10 protein-coding genes and 3 pseudogenes are annotated in these 14,804 nt (G+C 47.8%); 8 read left to right on the top strand and 5 right to left on the bottom strand.

The genetic code is table 11. The annotated features are described in order from the left end of the window. Positions 1-108: 108 nt before the first annotated feature. From GKO28_RS02435 to GKO28_RS02420, 4 genes are all read right to left on the bottom strand, one after another. Positions 109-846 (bottom strand): alpha/beta fold hydrolase, encoded by a 738-nt coding sequence (locus tag GKO28_RS02435; RefSeq protein WP_182075238.1) that lies wholly within the window; start codon positions 844-846, stop codon positions 109-111. Next, positions 843-1,889, bottom strand: coding sequence for a DUF2817 domain-containing protein (locus GKO28_RS02430; RefSeq protein WP_182075237.1), 1,047 nt, complete (start codon positions 1,887-1,889; stop codon positions 843-845). The genes GKO28_RS02435 and GKO28_RS02430 overlap by 4 nt, the downstream gene beginning before the upstream one ends. A 235-nt stretch (positions 1,890-2,124) precedes the next feature. Beyond that, on the bottom strand, positions 2,125-2,283 hold the full coding sequence (locus GKO28_RS02425; RefSeq protein ID WP_182075236.1) for a hypothetical protein: 159 nt from the start codon (positions 2,281-2,283) through the stop codon (positions 2,125-2,127). Between the two features lie 2 nt (positions 2,284-2,285). Further along, positions 2,286-2,771: a thioredoxin domain-containing protein gene (locus GKO28_RS02420; RefSeq protein WP_203563852.1), complete on the bottom strand. Its 486-nt coding sequence runs from the start codon at positions 2,769-2,771 to the stop codon at positions 2,286-2,288. Positions 2,772-3,244: 473 nt separating this feature from the next. On the opposite strand from GKO28_RS02420, the pseudogene GKO28_RS02415 reads away from it, so the two are divergent. The 8 genes and pseudogenes from GKO28_RS02415 to GKO28_RS02380 all read left to right on the top strand — a co-directional run bounded on the left by GKO28_RS02415 (position 3,245) and on the right by GKO28_RS02380 (position 13,198). Continuing rightward, positions 3,245-4,649 (top strand): annotated as a pseudogene (locus GKO28_RS02415) (MFS transporter). A gap of 108 nt (positions 4,650-4,757) precedes the next feature. Continuing rightward, positions 4,758-8,451, top strand: a pseudogene (locus GKO28_RS02410) (nitrate reductase subunit alpha). Between the two features lie 10 nt (positions 8,452-8,461). Further along, positions 8,462-10,016 (top strand): annotated as a pseudogene (narH, locus tag GKO28_RS02405) (nitrate reductase subunit beta). A gap of 9 nt (positions 10,017-10,025) precedes the next feature. Then, complete coding sequence (narJ, locus tag GKO28_RS02400) at positions 10,026-10,700, top strand: nitrate reductase molybdenum cofactor assembly chaperone (RefSeq protein ID WP_182075234.1); 675 nt, start codon at positions 10,026-10,028, stop codon at positions 10,698-10,700. Between the two features lie 2 nt (positions 10,701-10,702). Then, positions 10,703-11,389 carry a respiratory nitrate reductase subunit gamma gene (gene narI / locus GKO28_RS02395; protein ID WP_182075233.1) on the top strand — a complete coding sequence of 229 codons (687 nt, stop codon included), beginning with the start codon at positions 10,703-10,705 and terminating at the stop codon, positions 11,387-11,389. A gap of 70 nt (positions 11,390-11,459) precedes the next feature. Next, on the top strand, positions 11,460-12,200 hold the full coding sequence (locus GKO28_RS02390; protein ID WP_182075232.1) for a peptidylprolyl isomerase: 741 nt from the start codon (positions 11,460-11,462) through the stop codon (positions 12,198-12,200). Between the two features lie 388 nt (positions 12,201-12,588). Next, positions 12,589-12,963, top strand: a complete 375-nt coding sequence (locus GKO28_RS22605) for a phosphoglycerate mutase family protein (RefSeq protein ID WP_203563851.1) — start codon at positions 12,589-12,591, stop codon at positions 12,961-12,963. Next, the gene (locus GKO28_RS02380; RefSeq protein ID WP_203563850.1) at positions 12,854-13,198 is read left to right on the top strand and encodes a histidine phosphatase family protein; all 345 of its coding nucleotides are present in this window, start codon (positions 12,854-12,856) and stop codon (positions 13,196-13,198) included. Before GKO28_RS22605 ends, GKO28_RS02380 begins: the two co-directional genes overlap by 110 nt. Positions 13,199-13,274: 76 nt before the next feature. Here GKO28_RS02380 and GKO28_RS02375 read toward each other — a convergent pair whose 3' ends face one another. Continuing rightward, complete coding sequence (locus tag GKO28_RS02375) at positions 13,275-14,693, bottom strand: DUF2252 domain-containing protein (RefSeq protein ID WP_182075231.1); 1,419 nt, start codon at positions 14,691-14,693, stop codon at positions 13,275-13,277. Between the last annotated feature and the right edge of the window lie 111 nt (positions 14,694-14,804).

Below are 14,804 nucleotides of genomic sequence, written 5' to 3'. Positions count from 1 at the left end.
GGTGCCTTGGACGGGTTTTAAGTCCCAGCTCAACGAGCGCGGCACAGCATCAATACCAAATCTGAATACTGTCTTTTGCTTTGGATTAAGTTCGATTGCCTATCAAAATCATGTTGGCTGGCCAAGCTGCAAATGCGCTAGCACCCATGCAGCATCGTCTAGCGGTAAATCATGCCCTGCGCTGGGGTGGCTATACAGCGGGATTTGCCAGCGCTGTGCCAGTGTTTGGCTGCATTGTGCACTCACCAGCTGATCGCATTGGCTGGCTAGCAATTGCAGCGGAACAGCGGGGCATTCAAGGTTGCTGCGGTAGCGCAGAGCAGCGAATAATTGCCGCAAAATATTACTGCGGCGAATTGGATATTGCTGCTGATACGCGATCCACTGCGGCAATAGCTGGGCTTGATATCGATTGCTGGTGAGTTGCAAAATGATTTGTTCTTGTTGCGCGGCAGTGCTGAACAGTAGGCGCAGTAGTTGCAGATAATTGCGTGGCCTTAGGCGTTGGTAAAACGGATTAAAAGGGCGCAAGCTGGTATTGATCAGCGTAGCGCTAGCCAATTCATTGGGTGCTTGCTGCGCCCAAGCAATGGCCACCATCGCGCCAAGCGAGAGCGCTATGACATGGTAGGGCGCTTGATGTCCTTGCTCGATCAGCGTTTGCCTGAGGTATTGCACCATGTGTTCGATGCGGTTTGGGCTGGTTTCGGAATTGAGCTGACCATTGCCCGGCCAGTCGAGCACGATGATGCGATCTTGCGGGTATTGCTGCTGCAATTGCTGTGCAAAATCGCCCCAATGCCGCGTTTCACGCATCAAGCCACGGAGTAACACCCAGTTTTTCATGGCCTATCCTGCCGATACCATTGCTCGATGGCGGCGTGTTGGCAATCCATGCGCTGGATCGATTGCGGTAGCCAGCTGCGGTAATCGTGCGTGGCGCGAATGAGAAATTCAAGTAGCGGTAAATGGCGGCGCAATACCCGTCGCTGGCGATGTGCGACCAAGGGGTTAAAAAAGCCCGCAATAGAAAACAACTGCCGTGGGTTTTTTTTAATCCACAGCCAAGAACCAAGCTCAAGGGTGAGGGGTAAAAAAATATGCGCGTGAGGGGGTACGCTGGCGCTTTGTAACGCTGGGGCTGGGGTGAGGGTGTGTAATAAATAATCCCACACGTCGCCATGCGTACAATACTGCCGCGCTTGCGGTTCAATCACATAGGGGTGGTGCGGATAGCACTGGATTAAAAGCTGTTGTAAGGCGTAGATTTCGGCCAATTGTGGCATGGGTTGGCGCGTAGCGGCGTAGGGAAACCAGATTCGATCCCGTAGTCCAAAGCCTGAATGGCAATCTAAGGCAATGCTCAGCGGGCTACTGAGTAATTGGTTTTGTACTACCGCGCAAAGCGCTTGGTTTTCGCCTTCCATTGCCGCGCCCTCTAGCCCGCGAAACCAAGGCAAATGGCGGCTGATGCGTTGGCCTCCGACTAAAAACGCTGCGGGGCCAGCGGCATTTATCGGGGCATTCCGCATTAAGTCAACGCCATTGCCGTTGGCGCGGCGGCCCAGCGCCATGCCGATGGGATTGATGATGGGCATAAACACGATGCGTAGCGATTCAAGCTGATATTGCAGGCTGCGATCCCATTTGAGCCTTTGCAATAGGCTCTGTAAAAAGCCAATTAAAATCTGGCTGCCAATGCGCTCTAAGCCATGAACCCCGCCAAAAAAACCAATCACCGGCGCTGCCGAATCTTGTGAGCCCAGTTGCAAACTATATAGTGGGAATGAATGCTGCTGATACGTCACGCTGCCGTGTTGTTGAGTGCGTAGCTGGGCGCCGGCGCTGGCAATGATTTTTTCGAGTGCGGCAAGTTCAGCAAGGTACAAAGTGAAGTCTCAGTGGGCAAGAGAATAAACTGAGTGTAGTGCTTGATTCAAAAAATACACGGTATATCAAGCCAGCATAGATGCAATATGGGCTGGATAAAGATACTTGTCATTTAAATTTCATATTTCGGCCGAAGGCTAGGGTCTGTTGACGTTGGGTTTGCCGCCGCGCTGGTGGGCTTTGCGCGGCGAATCAAGGCGTAGTCAGCGATGCATGGCGCAACAAATAGGCCATTTAAGGCTTGAGTGGCCATTGCAAAATCGTGGCTTTCAGCGTTTTGGCATCCGTCATCCCGCCCATCATTTTGCTGCCGATGAGTAAGCTCGGCGTGGCAAATACCCGCAATTGCTGACCGAGCTGGACGCTGGCTTTGAGCGCTGCGGGCTCGGCCAAATTCAGTAAATGCTGAGTTGGGTGCGCTGCGCGATGTCGTTGATGGCTTGTTGCGTGATGGGAATAGGTGATTGCATTAAGGCTTGATGGACTTGCCAATACTGCTGGCGCGCCGATTGCCAAACCTGCAGCGCGTAGTTGGCGGCGCTGGCGCTGCTATCAGCCATCATGGTTTGCCATTTTAAAACAAAGCGTGCGTTGGGCCATGCTTGGGCTACTTGTTGCAGCAGGGCATCCATTTTGCGGCAGTAGGGGCAATTAAAATCAGTAAAAACCAAAACAGTACGTGGTGCAGTGGCCGCACCGATCACCGGATCGGCGGCGCTAAAGTAAATCGCAGGATCTTGCTCGATGGCCATTTGGCGTACTTGCGCCAAAAAAATGACGCGGCGACGATTGGCCTCAGCCTGCATGTTTTGTAGGGATGATTGCGCCCATACCGTGCTCGGTAATGTGCTGAGTAAAGCTAAAAAAGTGCGGCGCTGCATAAAACCTTTGGGTGATCCAAGATCGATCGATAACAAAACTGAGTGCACTTGATTTTAACGCGTTGAATACGCCAACAGTACGGTTTATTAGATCAATTTGCATCGTGCATAGGCCGGCCAAAGCATTCCGCCTAGTGTCTTCTCGCGCTCGCCATCGCGCGAGCATAGTAAGAAATCCAATCCCCACCAATCCGAGCAACAAAGAGGTAGTTTGCATTATTTACGATGCCATTTTGACGTCTGATGTTTAATATTTGTTTTGTTGGTGTAAGTTTTTTTTGGTTTGTTTGTTGTTTTGTTCTTACTTTGTTCTTCTATTTGTACTGATTTGGCTGTTTTACAAGCTGCGTAGCGATCACCATTGGTCTAGCTAAATTACATCGTGCGCTTGAAATGAAAGGAAATGCTAGCTACTGATGAGTCTGGGCATTATTCGCTAGCTGACGAAAATCGAATCGAAAAAGGGGAGAAAAATGGCAAAAGCGGGACTATTGCAACGATGGGAGCCTGAAAATCCGGTTTTTTGGCAATCAGAAGGCCAGTCGATTGCGAAGCGTAATCTTTGGATTTCTATTCCATGTCTGACCTTGGGTTTTATTATCTCGGTGTTATGGAGCATGGTCACACTCGATCTGCCCAACGCGGGATTTACCTTTACCAAAGAACAACTGTTTTTATTGACCGCTTTGCCGCAATTATCCGGTGCCACACTGCGTATTTTTTATTCATTTATGCCGTCCTTAGTCGGAGGGCGCAAATGGACCACGATTTCAACGGGCTTGCTGCTGGTTCCAGCCTTATGGCTTGGTTTTGCCGTTCAAGATCCAACTACTTCTTATCCGGTCATGCTCACCATTGCCTTGCTATGTGGTTTAGGTAGCGGCAACTTCGCCAGCTCGATGGCCAATATTGCGTATTTCTTTCCTACAGCACAAAAAGGCTCAGCCAATGGCTTGAATGCTGGCTTTGGTAATCTGGGCGTGTCACTGGCGCAATTATTGATTCCTTTGGCGGTGACTTTGCCTTTAATGGGCGTTTTTGGCGGCGAAGCGCAAACTTATTTAAAAGACGGTGTGACGCATCAACTGTGGCTACAAAATGCCGGGTTTATGTGGGTGCCTTTGATTGCGATTGCGACGATTGCCGCATGGTTTGGTATGAATGATATTGCTGATGCACGGGCTTCATTTGCTGAGCAGGCGGTGATTTTTAAACGGCAACATAATTGGATTATGTGCGTTTTATATTTAGGTACCTTTGGTAGTTTTATTGGTTTTGCAGGCGCTTTTGCATTGCTGACCAAAACAATGTTTCCTGAGATTAGCGTTAAAACCTATGCCTTTTTAGGCCCTTTAATTGGCGCTTTGATTCGTCCGGTTGGCGGCGCGATTTCCGATAAATTAGGTGGCGCTAAGGTCACTGCTGCGGTGTTTTTCGGCATGGTCATTGCTGTGTTAGGTGTGCTGTATTTCTTGCCATCACATGATGCAACTGGGCAATTAGTCGGTGGCAGTTGGACTGGATTTTTTTGCCATGTTTTTGTGTTTGTTTACGTTAACCGGCGTCGGTAATGGTTCAACTTACAAAATGATTCCAACTATTTTTGCCACGGTATGCCGTCGTGATGCGCAAGGCAAAGGCGATGCGGCCATTGAGCAATCTAGATTGGACGGCTTAAAAGAATCTGCGGCGGCAGCTGGTTTTATTAGTGCGATTGGCGCTTATGGTGGCTTTTTTATTCCGCAAAGCTTTGGGCTTTCGATGAAAAACACCGGAGGCCCCGAAGTCGCACTATATTGTTTTATCGTGTTTTATGTGCTGTGTTTATGCATAACTTGGTTTTTCTATGCACGGAAAAATGCGCCATTACCTTGCTAATTTTCCCTATTGATCAAGCGGCAAACCGTTCAAGCTTGCCGAGAATTAAGGTGCTCAGCTCAAGCAAAAGCATCTCTCACACACTGACTGCTTCTAGTTGGAGGGTCCATGAGTAATTTTTTAGATCGTTTAAAATTCTTAAGCCGTACTCGAGAAACTTTTGCTGATGGCTATGGCGCAGTTGTTGCTGAAGATCGTCAATGGGAGGACGCCTATCGTGCCCGTTGGCAGCAAGACAAGGTTGTGCGCTCTACCCATGGCGTTAATTGCACGGGTTCCTGTAGCTGGCGAGTTTATGTTAAAAATGGCTTGATTACTTGGGAGCTGCAGCAAACTGATTACCCACGCACTCGGCCAGATTTACCCAATCATGAGCCGCGCGGTTGCCCACGTGGTGCTTCATATTCTTGGTATGTGTATTCTGCCCAGCGTCTTAAATATCCGATGATTCGCGGTCGATTAGTCAAAATGTGGCGCGAGGCGCGCAAAACCATGTCGCCAATCGCGGCTTGGGAATACATTAGCCAAAACCCTGAGCGGGCTAAAGCGTATAAATCAATCCGCGGTTTAGGTGGTTTTGTTCGTGCAACTTGGGATGAAGCCACTGAAATCATCGCTGCATCGCAAACCTATACCATCAAAGAATTTGGTCCTGACCGAGTGGTTGGTTTTTCGCCGATTCCCGCCATGTCGATGGTGTCGTACGCCGCAGGTAGTCGCTATTTGAGTTTAATTGGCGGTGTTTGCCTATCTTTTTACGATTGGTATTGTGATTTGCCGCCTGCTAGTCCGCAGGTTTGGGGTGAACAAACTGATGTGCCAGAGTCGGCCGATTGGTATAACTCAACTTACTTGATGGTATGGGGTTCTAACGTGCCAATGACGCGTACGCCCGACGCGCATTTTTATACCGAGGTTCGCTATAAAGGGACTAAAACGGTTGCGGTTTCGAGTGATTTCGGTGAAATGGCCAAATTTGGCGATATTTGGTTAGCGCCGAAACAAGGCACAGATGCTGCCCTAGCGATGGCGATGGGGCATGTGATTTTGAATGAATTTCACAAAACAGGTAAAAGCGCTTACTTTAAATCCTACGGTAAGCAATATACCGATTTCCCAATGCTAGTGATGCTTAAAGATCATGGTCAAGGGATTAGTTGGTGATCATTACCTACGGGCGTCGCACTTATCTGAGCATGAAAGTACCAATAATCCAGATTGGAAAACGCTACTGATTGATGAAAAAACCGGTGAGATTGTCATTCCAAATGGCTCAATTGGTTTGCGTTGGGGCGAGACTGGCGATCAAATTGGCAAATGGAATCTCGAATTAAAAGCCACATCGGGTTTAGAGATTGACCCATTGCTGTCGCTGAAAGACAAAGCCGATGAAGTCGTTAGCGTTGGATTCCCATATTTTGGCAGCGAGCATGGTGAAGTTTTGCAAAGGAATGTGCCGGTTAAACGGGTCACCTTAAAAGACGGTAGCAGCGTTTTGGTGGCAACGGTGTATGACTTAATGCTGGCCAATTACGGGGTGGATAATGGCCATGGCGGTGAAAATGTCGCTATCTCTTACAATATGGATATTCCATATACGCCAAAATGGCAGGAAAAACATACCGGTGTTAAGGCCATTGATGTAGAGATTGTTGCGCGTGAATTTGCCGATAATGCCGACAAAACCCAAGGTAAGAGTATGGTGATTGTCGGTGCTGCGCTCAATCACTGGTATCACATGGATATGACTTATCGCGGCATTATCAATTTATTGATGATGTGTGGTTGTATCGGTCAAAGCGGTGGTGGCTGGGCGCATTATGTTGGGCAAGAAAAACTACGCCCACAACAAGGCTGGGCACCACTGGCCTTTGCCGGGGATTGGTCTCGTCCGCCTCGGCAAATGAATGGCACGAGTTTCTTTTATGCGCATACCAGCCAATGGCGGCATGAAAAACTGGCGGTAGATGAAATTGTTAGCCCTACAACGACCAAATCTGAGTTCGATGGCATGTCGTTGATTGACTTTAATGCCAAGTCTGAACGTATGGGTTGGCTGCCTTCTGCACCGCAATTAGAAACCAATCCTTTTGCAGTCACTCGCGCCGCCCAAGAGGCCGGCCAAGACCCAGTGGCTTATGCGGTTGAAAATATGAAATCTGGCGCATTAAAAATGTCGTGCGATGACCCAGATAACCCACGTAATTTCCCTCGCAATATGATGGTTTGGCGCTCAAATATTTTGGGCTCGTCCGGTAAGGGGCATGAATATTTTCTCAAGTACTTACTTGGCACACAAAACGCTTTATTTGATGATGAAGCGACAGGAATTAAACCATCGGAAGTCAAAATTCGTCCGGCTGTGGAAGGAAAACTCGATTTATTGACGGTGCTTGATTTTAGAATGAGCACGACGTGTTTGTACGCCGATATCGTGCTGCCAACGGCAACATGGTATGAAAAAGACGATATGAATACCTCAGACATGCATCCGTTTATTCATCCACTTTCAGAGGCTGTGCAGCCGCTTTGGCAAGCAAAAAAGCGATTGGGAAATTTACAAATTACTCGCCAAACGCTTTACCGAAATGGCCGGGCCTGAGCTAGGGATACAAAAAGATTTGGTGCTGACGCCGCTGATGCACGATACACCGAGTGAGTTGGGTCAGGCATTTGCGCCTAAGGATTGGAAGCATGGGGAATGCGATTTAATTCCTGGCAAAACTGCGCCACAAATGACGGTGGTTGAGCGCGATTACTCACGAATTTATGAAAAATTCACCACGATTGGCCCCTTATTGAGCAAATTAGGTAATGGCGGTAAGGGTATTGCTTGGCAAACCGGAAAAGAAGTTGAGCAACTTTTGCAGCTCAACGGCAAAGCTGAAAATGGTCAGCCCAAATTAGAAACCGCCATTGATGCTGCTGAGATGATATTGAGCCTAGCGCCAGAAACCAATGGCCATGTTGCGGTAAAAGCGTGGGCTGCTTTAGGCAAAATTACTGGGCGAGATCACACGCATTTGGCTTTGCCACGTGAGCACGATGCGATTCGTTTCCGTGATATTCAGGCGCAGCCGCGAAAAATCATTTCAAGTCCAACATGGTCAGGCATTGAATCTGAAGAAGTGAGTTACAACGCAGGTTATACCAATGTGCATGAGTTAATTCCATGGCGCACGCTGACGGGCCGTCAGCAGTTCTATCAAGATCATCGTTGGATGATTGATTTTGGTGAAGGGTTTGCGGTGTATAAGCCGGCCATTGATTTAAAAACAACCGCAGGTATTTTGGGTAAAAAACCCAATGGTGAAACTGAAATTACGCTTAATTTCATTACGCCACACCAAAAAAATGGGGCATTCATTCATCGTATTCCGATAATTTGCGGATGCTTACTTTAAGTCGTGGCGGCCCGCACATTTGGTTGTCTGAAGGCGATGCCAAGCGCGCAGGGATTGTCGATAATGATTGGCTGGAAGTCTTTAACGTCAATGGCACATTAACCGCAAGAGCGGTGGTTAGCCAACGTGTGCCGGATGGAATGACGATGATGTATCACGCACAAGAAAAAATCATCAATGTGCCTGGCTCCGAAATGTCGGGTAAGCGTGGCGGTATTCATAATTCTGTGACGCGTGTGGTGATGAAACCAACGCATATGATTGGTGGTTATGCACAATTGGCGTATGGCTTTAATTACTACGGCACAGTGGGGAGTAATCGCGATGAATTTGTGATTATTCGTAAAATGAAAAATGTTGATTGGTTAGAACAGCCACTCAATAAAGTTGAGGCGTGAGGAGATCGTTATGAAAATTCGTGCTCAAGTAGCGATGGTCCTTAACCTTGATAAATGTATTGGTTGCCATACCTGTTCGATCACCTGTAAGAACGTGTGGACTAGCCGAGATGGTGTCGAGTATGCCTGGTTTAACAATGTAGAAACCAAGCCTGGGATTGGTTACCCCAAAGAATGGGAAAACCAAAGTAAATGGAAAGGAGGCTGGCAGCGCAATGCTAAAGGTCAACTTGAACCTCGGCAGGGTGGGAAATTACGGATTTTAGCCAATATTTTTGCCAATCCGAACTTGCCCGAAATTGATGATTATTACGAGCCATTTACTTACGATTATGAACATTTGCAAAATGCGCCAGAGATGCAAACACCACCAACGGCTCGTCCGATTTCGGTGTTAACTGGCAAAAAAAATGGACAAAATCGAATGGGGGCCGAATTGGGAAGATGATCTGGGAGGCGAGTTTGCCAAACGCAGTAAAGATCAATTGTTTAAAGATATCGAAAAAGAAATGTATTCGACATTTGAAAACACTTTCATTATGTATTTACCGCGTTTGTGTGAGCATTGCTTAAACCCAGCTTGTGTCGCTTCATGCCCATCGGGCTCTATTTATAAACGCGAAGACGATGGCATTGTTCTGGTTGACCAAGATAAATGTCGTGGTTGGCGGATGTGTATTTCGGGCTGCCCTTATAAGAAAATTTATTACAACTGGGATTCAGGGAAAGCGGAGAAATGTACGTTTTGTTATCCCCGCATTGAAAGCGGTCAGCCAACAGTCTGCTCTGAATCATGCGTTGGCCGGATTCGATATTTAGGTGTTTTGCTCTATGACGCCGATCAAATCGAAGCGGCAGCGAGCGTGGCCAATGAACAAGATTTGTATGAAGCACAGCTTAAAATCTTCCTCGATCCAAATTTACCTTCGGTGATTGAAGAGGCTCGCAAGCAAGGTATTTCTGATTCGTGGCTCGATGCAGCCAAACGATCGCCAGTGTATAAAATGGCAGTTGAGTGGAAGGTGGCATTTCCATTACACCCTGAATATCGCACTTTGCCGATGGTATGGTATATCCCGCCTTTATCACCAATTCAAGCTGCTGCCGAACGTGGCGTTTTGGGGCGCAATGGGATTTTGCCCGATGTGAAAGAATTGCGAATTCCGGTGAAATATTTGGCCAATTTACTCACTGCGGGTGACGAAAAACCAGTGCTATCTGCGCTGGACAAAATGCTCGCGATGCGCGCTTATATGCGTAGCAAAACGGTAGATAAAGTCGACAATTTGGATGTGCTGAAACAAGTTGGACTATCGCAAGCGCAAGTCGATGACATGTACCAAATCATGGCGATTGCCAATTATGAAGATCGCTTTGTGATTCCATCGAGCCATAAAGAAGTGGTTGAAGATAGTTTTAATGAAAAAGGCAGTTGCGGCTTTACTTTTGGTAATGGCTGCTCGACGGGCGTTTCTTCTGGGACTTTGTTTGGCAAGAAAAAAGAAGGGTCGATTATTTTTGTCGAGATGCCTAAATCACGCAAAAAATCAACTCAAGAAGAATAGGGGGTATCTATGCGGAGCTTTCAAATACTATCGGCTTTACTGCAATACCCCGAAAAGGCCTTGTTAGAGGCTTTGCCAGAGATTCATGCAGAGCTAGAGCATTGTTCGACTGAAGTTCGCACTTCGATTGCGCCGCTTTTGGCTTATTTGGCGCAGCATGATTTGATTGAGCTGCAAGAAAATTATGTTGCCACGTTTGATCGTAATCGAACCTGTAGTTTGCATTTATTTGAGCATGTGTACGGAGAAAGTCGAGAGCGGGGCCCAGCAATGGTGAGCTTGATGCAGGAATACACCAATCACAATTTTTTGGTGGTTGCCGATGAATTGCCGGATTTTTTGCCCATGTTTCTCGAGTTTTTGGGGCAAACCGATGAAGCGACTGCCGCTGAATTTTTGGGTGAATCCATTCATGTGATCGCACGGATTGGTGACAAGCTTGATGAAGGAGAGAGTCCTTATCATGGCGTATTTACCGCTTTACGCAGTTTAACGGATGTTGAACCTTTGCCATTGGCAGAGCCGCCCGTACGGGACATGGATGAAGTCATGGAGCAGTTTGGTAGTGGGGTAGATGGCATTGAGCCACTGCTTAGCCCGAGTTTGAGTCATCAGGCAACAACGCAAACGATACAGTTTTATCCACGTACGGCTGCCCCGGTTGGCGCCTCGCAAGGAGTTTGACGATGGACTACCTTCAATATTTTATTTTTGGTATTTATCCTTATATCGCGCTGACTATTTTCCTTTTGGGCTCTTTAGTCCGTTTTGAGCGCGAGCAATACACTTGGCGATCCGAATCAACGCAAATGATTCATCGTGGGCAATTGCGCTTAGGTTCAAACTTGTTCCATATCGGGATTATTGGCGTATTTTTTGGGCATTTAGGCGGCCTACTCACTCCGATGGCAGTGTGGCAAGCCTTGGGGGTGACCCACGAAGCAAAACAAATCTTAGCGATGACGGCAGGGGGGATTTTAGGTGGCTTAGGCATTATTGGCTTGCTGATTTTACTCTATCGCCGCTTTAGTAATGAGCGTTTGGCAGCAATGACGCCAATGCGAGATAAAGTGGTATTGCTGTGGTTGTTAGTCACCTTAGGTTTAGGTTTGCTGACAATTCCATTGTCGATGGCGCACTTAAACGGCGACATGATGGTGATGTTTATGGAGTGGGCACAGCGGATTGTGACCTTTCGTGGTGATGCCGCGCCATTTGTTATTGGTTCTCCTTTAGTGTTTCAGCTGCATATTTTCTTTGGAATGACGTTTTTTATTATTTTCCCATTTACTCGTATGGTGCATGTCTGGAGTGGTTTTGCCAGTGTGACTTATTTGGGACGAGCTTGGCAGTTGGTCCGGCCGCGCGCTTAATTTAACTCATTACATGATAACGGCGAACTGAGTTCGCCGTTTTTATTGGCGAATAAAAAAGGAAAAAGCGATGGGAATCTCGGTGAATGGGATGGATATTAGTGACGATGTGATTCAATTAGAGCGGCAAATGCAACCGGATAAAACACTTGATGAGGTCGTCAAAGAAGTTATTTTACGGACGGTTTTGCTGCAAGAGGCGCAAAAATTAGACGTTGCAGGTCAAGATGATGATGAAATCATTGGTAACCTATTAGATCGAGAAATTAAAGTGCCGCAGGCCGATGCTGAAAGTTGCTTGCAATGGTATGAGCAGCATCCGTCAACCTTTGTGCAAGGGGAGTTGGTGACGGCCAGTCATATTTTATTTCAAGTGAGCGAGACGGTCCCTTTGGAATTATTGCGGGCGAAGGCCGAGTCTATTTTGGCGGATATATTGCAAAATCCAGCCTTGTTTGAGCAATGTGCTCGGCAGTATTCAAATTGCCCTTCTGGGCAAGTGGGCGGCAGTTTAGGGCAGTTTTCGCGCGGTGAAATGGTGCCTGAATTTGATAAAGTGGTGTTTGCGCTGCAAGCGGGGGAAATCTCACCGCGCTTATTAGAAACGCGATTTGGTTTACATATCTTACGTTGTGAGCACAAGCTGCTCGGTAAAAGACTAGACTTTGCGATGGTGCAAAATAAAATAGCGCAGTATTTACACGAAGCGGCCACTCGGCAGGGAATGAATCACTATTTGCAGCAAAAAGTGAGAGCGGCAAAGATAGAAGGGTTTGATCTTGTCGGCGCCGAATCGGTGCTCATGCAATAAAGGTTTACCTGATTAGGTCTGTGCTTCAGAAAAGCGGCCTAGCAGCAGGCTTGCCCACGAAGGTTTTTTATTTAGCTCGCATTCGCGGGCGAGCTCGCTCCGAAAATACGCGATTTTTATGGGTTTCTGTAGTAAGCACATCATCAGCTAGGTTTAAAAAAAACATGCCATATTGGCTGGCATGTTGAATTTCTCGGTCATTTTCGGGGTATCGAATTTTGCGAAAAATATCAGGCTAAATAATGATTGGTATTACGATACAAGGCGCTTAAATTATGGCTGCTAAGTCAATACGCGGTAGGAGTATTGTCAAGCGCTGGTGTTATTCCCTTGGGCTTTCTGTTTAAAAGGTTTTACACTTTGTCCCTTTTGAGATTAGGGGCTTTTGATGTCACGTACCATCTATTTGCTACGGCATGGACAAACGAAATTTAATCTCGAACGTCGCATGCAAGGGCATTGTGATTCCGCCCTCACTGAGCTTGGTGTGGCGCAAGCGCGAGCCATGGGCGCGACTTTACGGGCAGAATTGGGCTCGCTGGACAATTGGCAAGTGTTCGCCAGCCCTCTGGGCAGAACAATGCAGACCGCCGAACTGGTTTGCGCCGAGCTAGGCTTAGCCAGTCGCTGTATCCAGCCAGAGCCGCGCTTGATTGAAAGTCGGTTTTGGAGATTGGGAGCAGCAGCAAGTTCAAACTCTGCATACGCAATATCCTCACTTAGCAATGCTACCGGATTGGCATTTTCAAGCGCCGGGTTGTGAAGCCTACGCCGATGTGGTGCAGCGACTTGAAAGCTGGCTTGCCGATGACACCTTGCCAGATCAGCTTATTGTGGTGGCGCATGGCTTATTAGGGCGCATTTTACGCGGGATTTATGCCCAATTATCGCCCGCTGCGCTGTGGGAGCAAGATATGCCGCAAGATGCGTTTTTTCGCTTACAAAATGGCTGTCTGACCCGCATTGAGTGCCAGCCCTTGCCTATCGTTTCCGTGTAACTTGTTTAGTGCCGCTATAGATTAAACCCAAGCGACGTGGTTTCGCTTGGGTTGTTGCTGGTGATTGATTGCCGCGCTAAGTGCCTTGGTTGCTCATGCTACTGACAAAATCGGCTTCAGATTGCGCTTGCAGTCGGCCACTTTTACACGCTGTTTGAAATAGCGTGTAATCCTGTTCGCTTTGGTCGGCATAGTTACGCGCATAACGCATCATGGTCATGGCAAATTCATCATCCTCACCCAAATAGCCCGCAATTTCGCCCGCAAAACCACCGCTGCGCGCATGCGCACGCGCCAGCACCCAGCCACACAACTCACCATACAGCGTCATCATTGATGGGGTATAGCTATCGATGGCTGGCGAGATTTTCATATCGCGCAATTGGCGGAAGTAAAAATGATGATTGCCGGCACTAGACCAGCCCAAAAAGATATCACTAAACGCCTGCATTAATCGCTTGCCAACCACCACGCGCTGCCCTTCATTGCTATACGGTGATACCCCGCTAGGTACATATGGCGCGAGTACCGAAGGGCGAGCTTCTTTGATTTGTAAAAATAAAGGTTTATCTTGCTCATCGGTCAGTAGTAGCGCCAAGCAACGCGTGCCGACACTGCCTACGCCGACGACTTTGCAAGCCAGATCTTGCATCGTAAACCGTGATAATAATTGGCGGTGGCTGATGCTGATGGTGTTTTGGTATTCACTAAATAATTGCTGCGCCAATGCTTGGCGATTGCCTAATAAAATTTCGCGCTCATGTTCACCAAAGATGCTGTTCTCACCAAAAATATGAAATAAAGCCGGTAATTCATCGTTAATTTGCCAGCGGCCATCGACCTTGCTGCTGATTTTGGGTAGCAAACGTTCGTGGGTACGCTTTTGAGCGCGTTTCATTTCTTTACTCAGCTGCTTGCGTGCGTCTTTGTCGGTAATATTGGCCAGTAGTCGCTCATAACTAATTTGGTCATACCAAATTTGCATCGCGCCTTGCTCGGCATACTGCGCGATCCAATGCTGATAACTACGCACCAATCGATAGACCGTTTCATCGGCCGCCGCTGCAGAAAACCCTGAGCTACGTGAAGCCAAAACAAAGCTGGCTGCCAAGCGTTTTATATCCCATTCCCAAGGCCCCGGGTGGGTTTCATCAAAATCATTCAGATCAAATAACAGCGTGCGCTCGGGTGAGGCAAAGCCACCAAAGTTAGCTAAATGGGCATCGCCGCAAATTTGCTGAATGATGCCGCTGTGTGGCGTGGCCGCTAAATCATGCGCTTGCAGCATGGCTGAGCCACGAAAAAAGGTAAATGGCGACACCAGCATTCGGCCATAACGCAGAGGAATTAAGCGTTCAATTCTGCCTTGACTGCTGGCAATGAGTAGCTCGAGCGGATCGCGTTGAATATTGCCTAAAGTGGCATGCGCGGCAATTGACGCTGTTTGACGTCGTGCTTGTCCTTTGCTGAGTTGCTGTTGCAGAGCATTGAGCATAATGACAACTCCCAAATGAATTGCCGCTTAGTTTATCAGCTTCACGGCAGGGATTCTGTAGGCTTGTCGTGTTCTAGCGGCTAGTCATCGCTGATGCAAGCGATCATTGAG

Source organism: Deefgea sp. CFH1-16, from assembly GCF_016881365.1.
GTDB lineage: Bacteria > Pseudomonadota > Gammaproteobacteria > Burkholderiales > Chitinibacteraceae > Deefgea.
This window is presented reverse-complemented; position numbering and strand designations above follow the sequence as displayed.

What these genes read in the sequence shown, in the direction of transcription:
- narI (WP_182075233.1), top strand. Translation starts at nt 10,703, where the DNA reads ATGGACTACCTTCAATATTTTATTTTTGGTATTTATCCTTATATCGCG.
- GKO28_RS02435 (WP_182075238.1), bottom strand. Translation starts at nt 846, where the DNA reads ATGAAAAACTGGGTGTTACTCCGTGGCTTGATGCGTGAAACGCGGCAT.
- GKO28_RS02420 (WP_203563852.1), bottom strand. Translation starts at nt 2,771, where the DNA reads ATGCAGCGCCGCACTTTTTTAGCTTTACTCAGCACATTACCGAGCACG.
- narJ (WP_182075234.1), top strand. Translation starts at nt 10,026, where the DNA reads ATGCGGAGCTTTCAAATACTATCGGCTTTACTGCAATACCCCGAAAAG.
- GKO28_RS02390 (WP_182075232.1), top strand. Translation starts at nt 11,460, where the DNA reads ATGGGAATCTCGGTGAATGGGATGGATATTAGTGACGATGTGATTCAA.
- GKO28_RS22605 (WP_203563851.1), top strand. Translation starts at nt 12,589, where the DNA reads ATGTCACGTACCATCTATTTGCTACGGCATGGACAAACGAAATTTAAT.
- GKO28_RS02375 (WP_182075231.1), bottom strand. Translation starts at nt 14,693, where the DNA reads ATGCTCAATGCTCTGCAACAGCAACTCAGCAAAGGACAAGCACGACGT.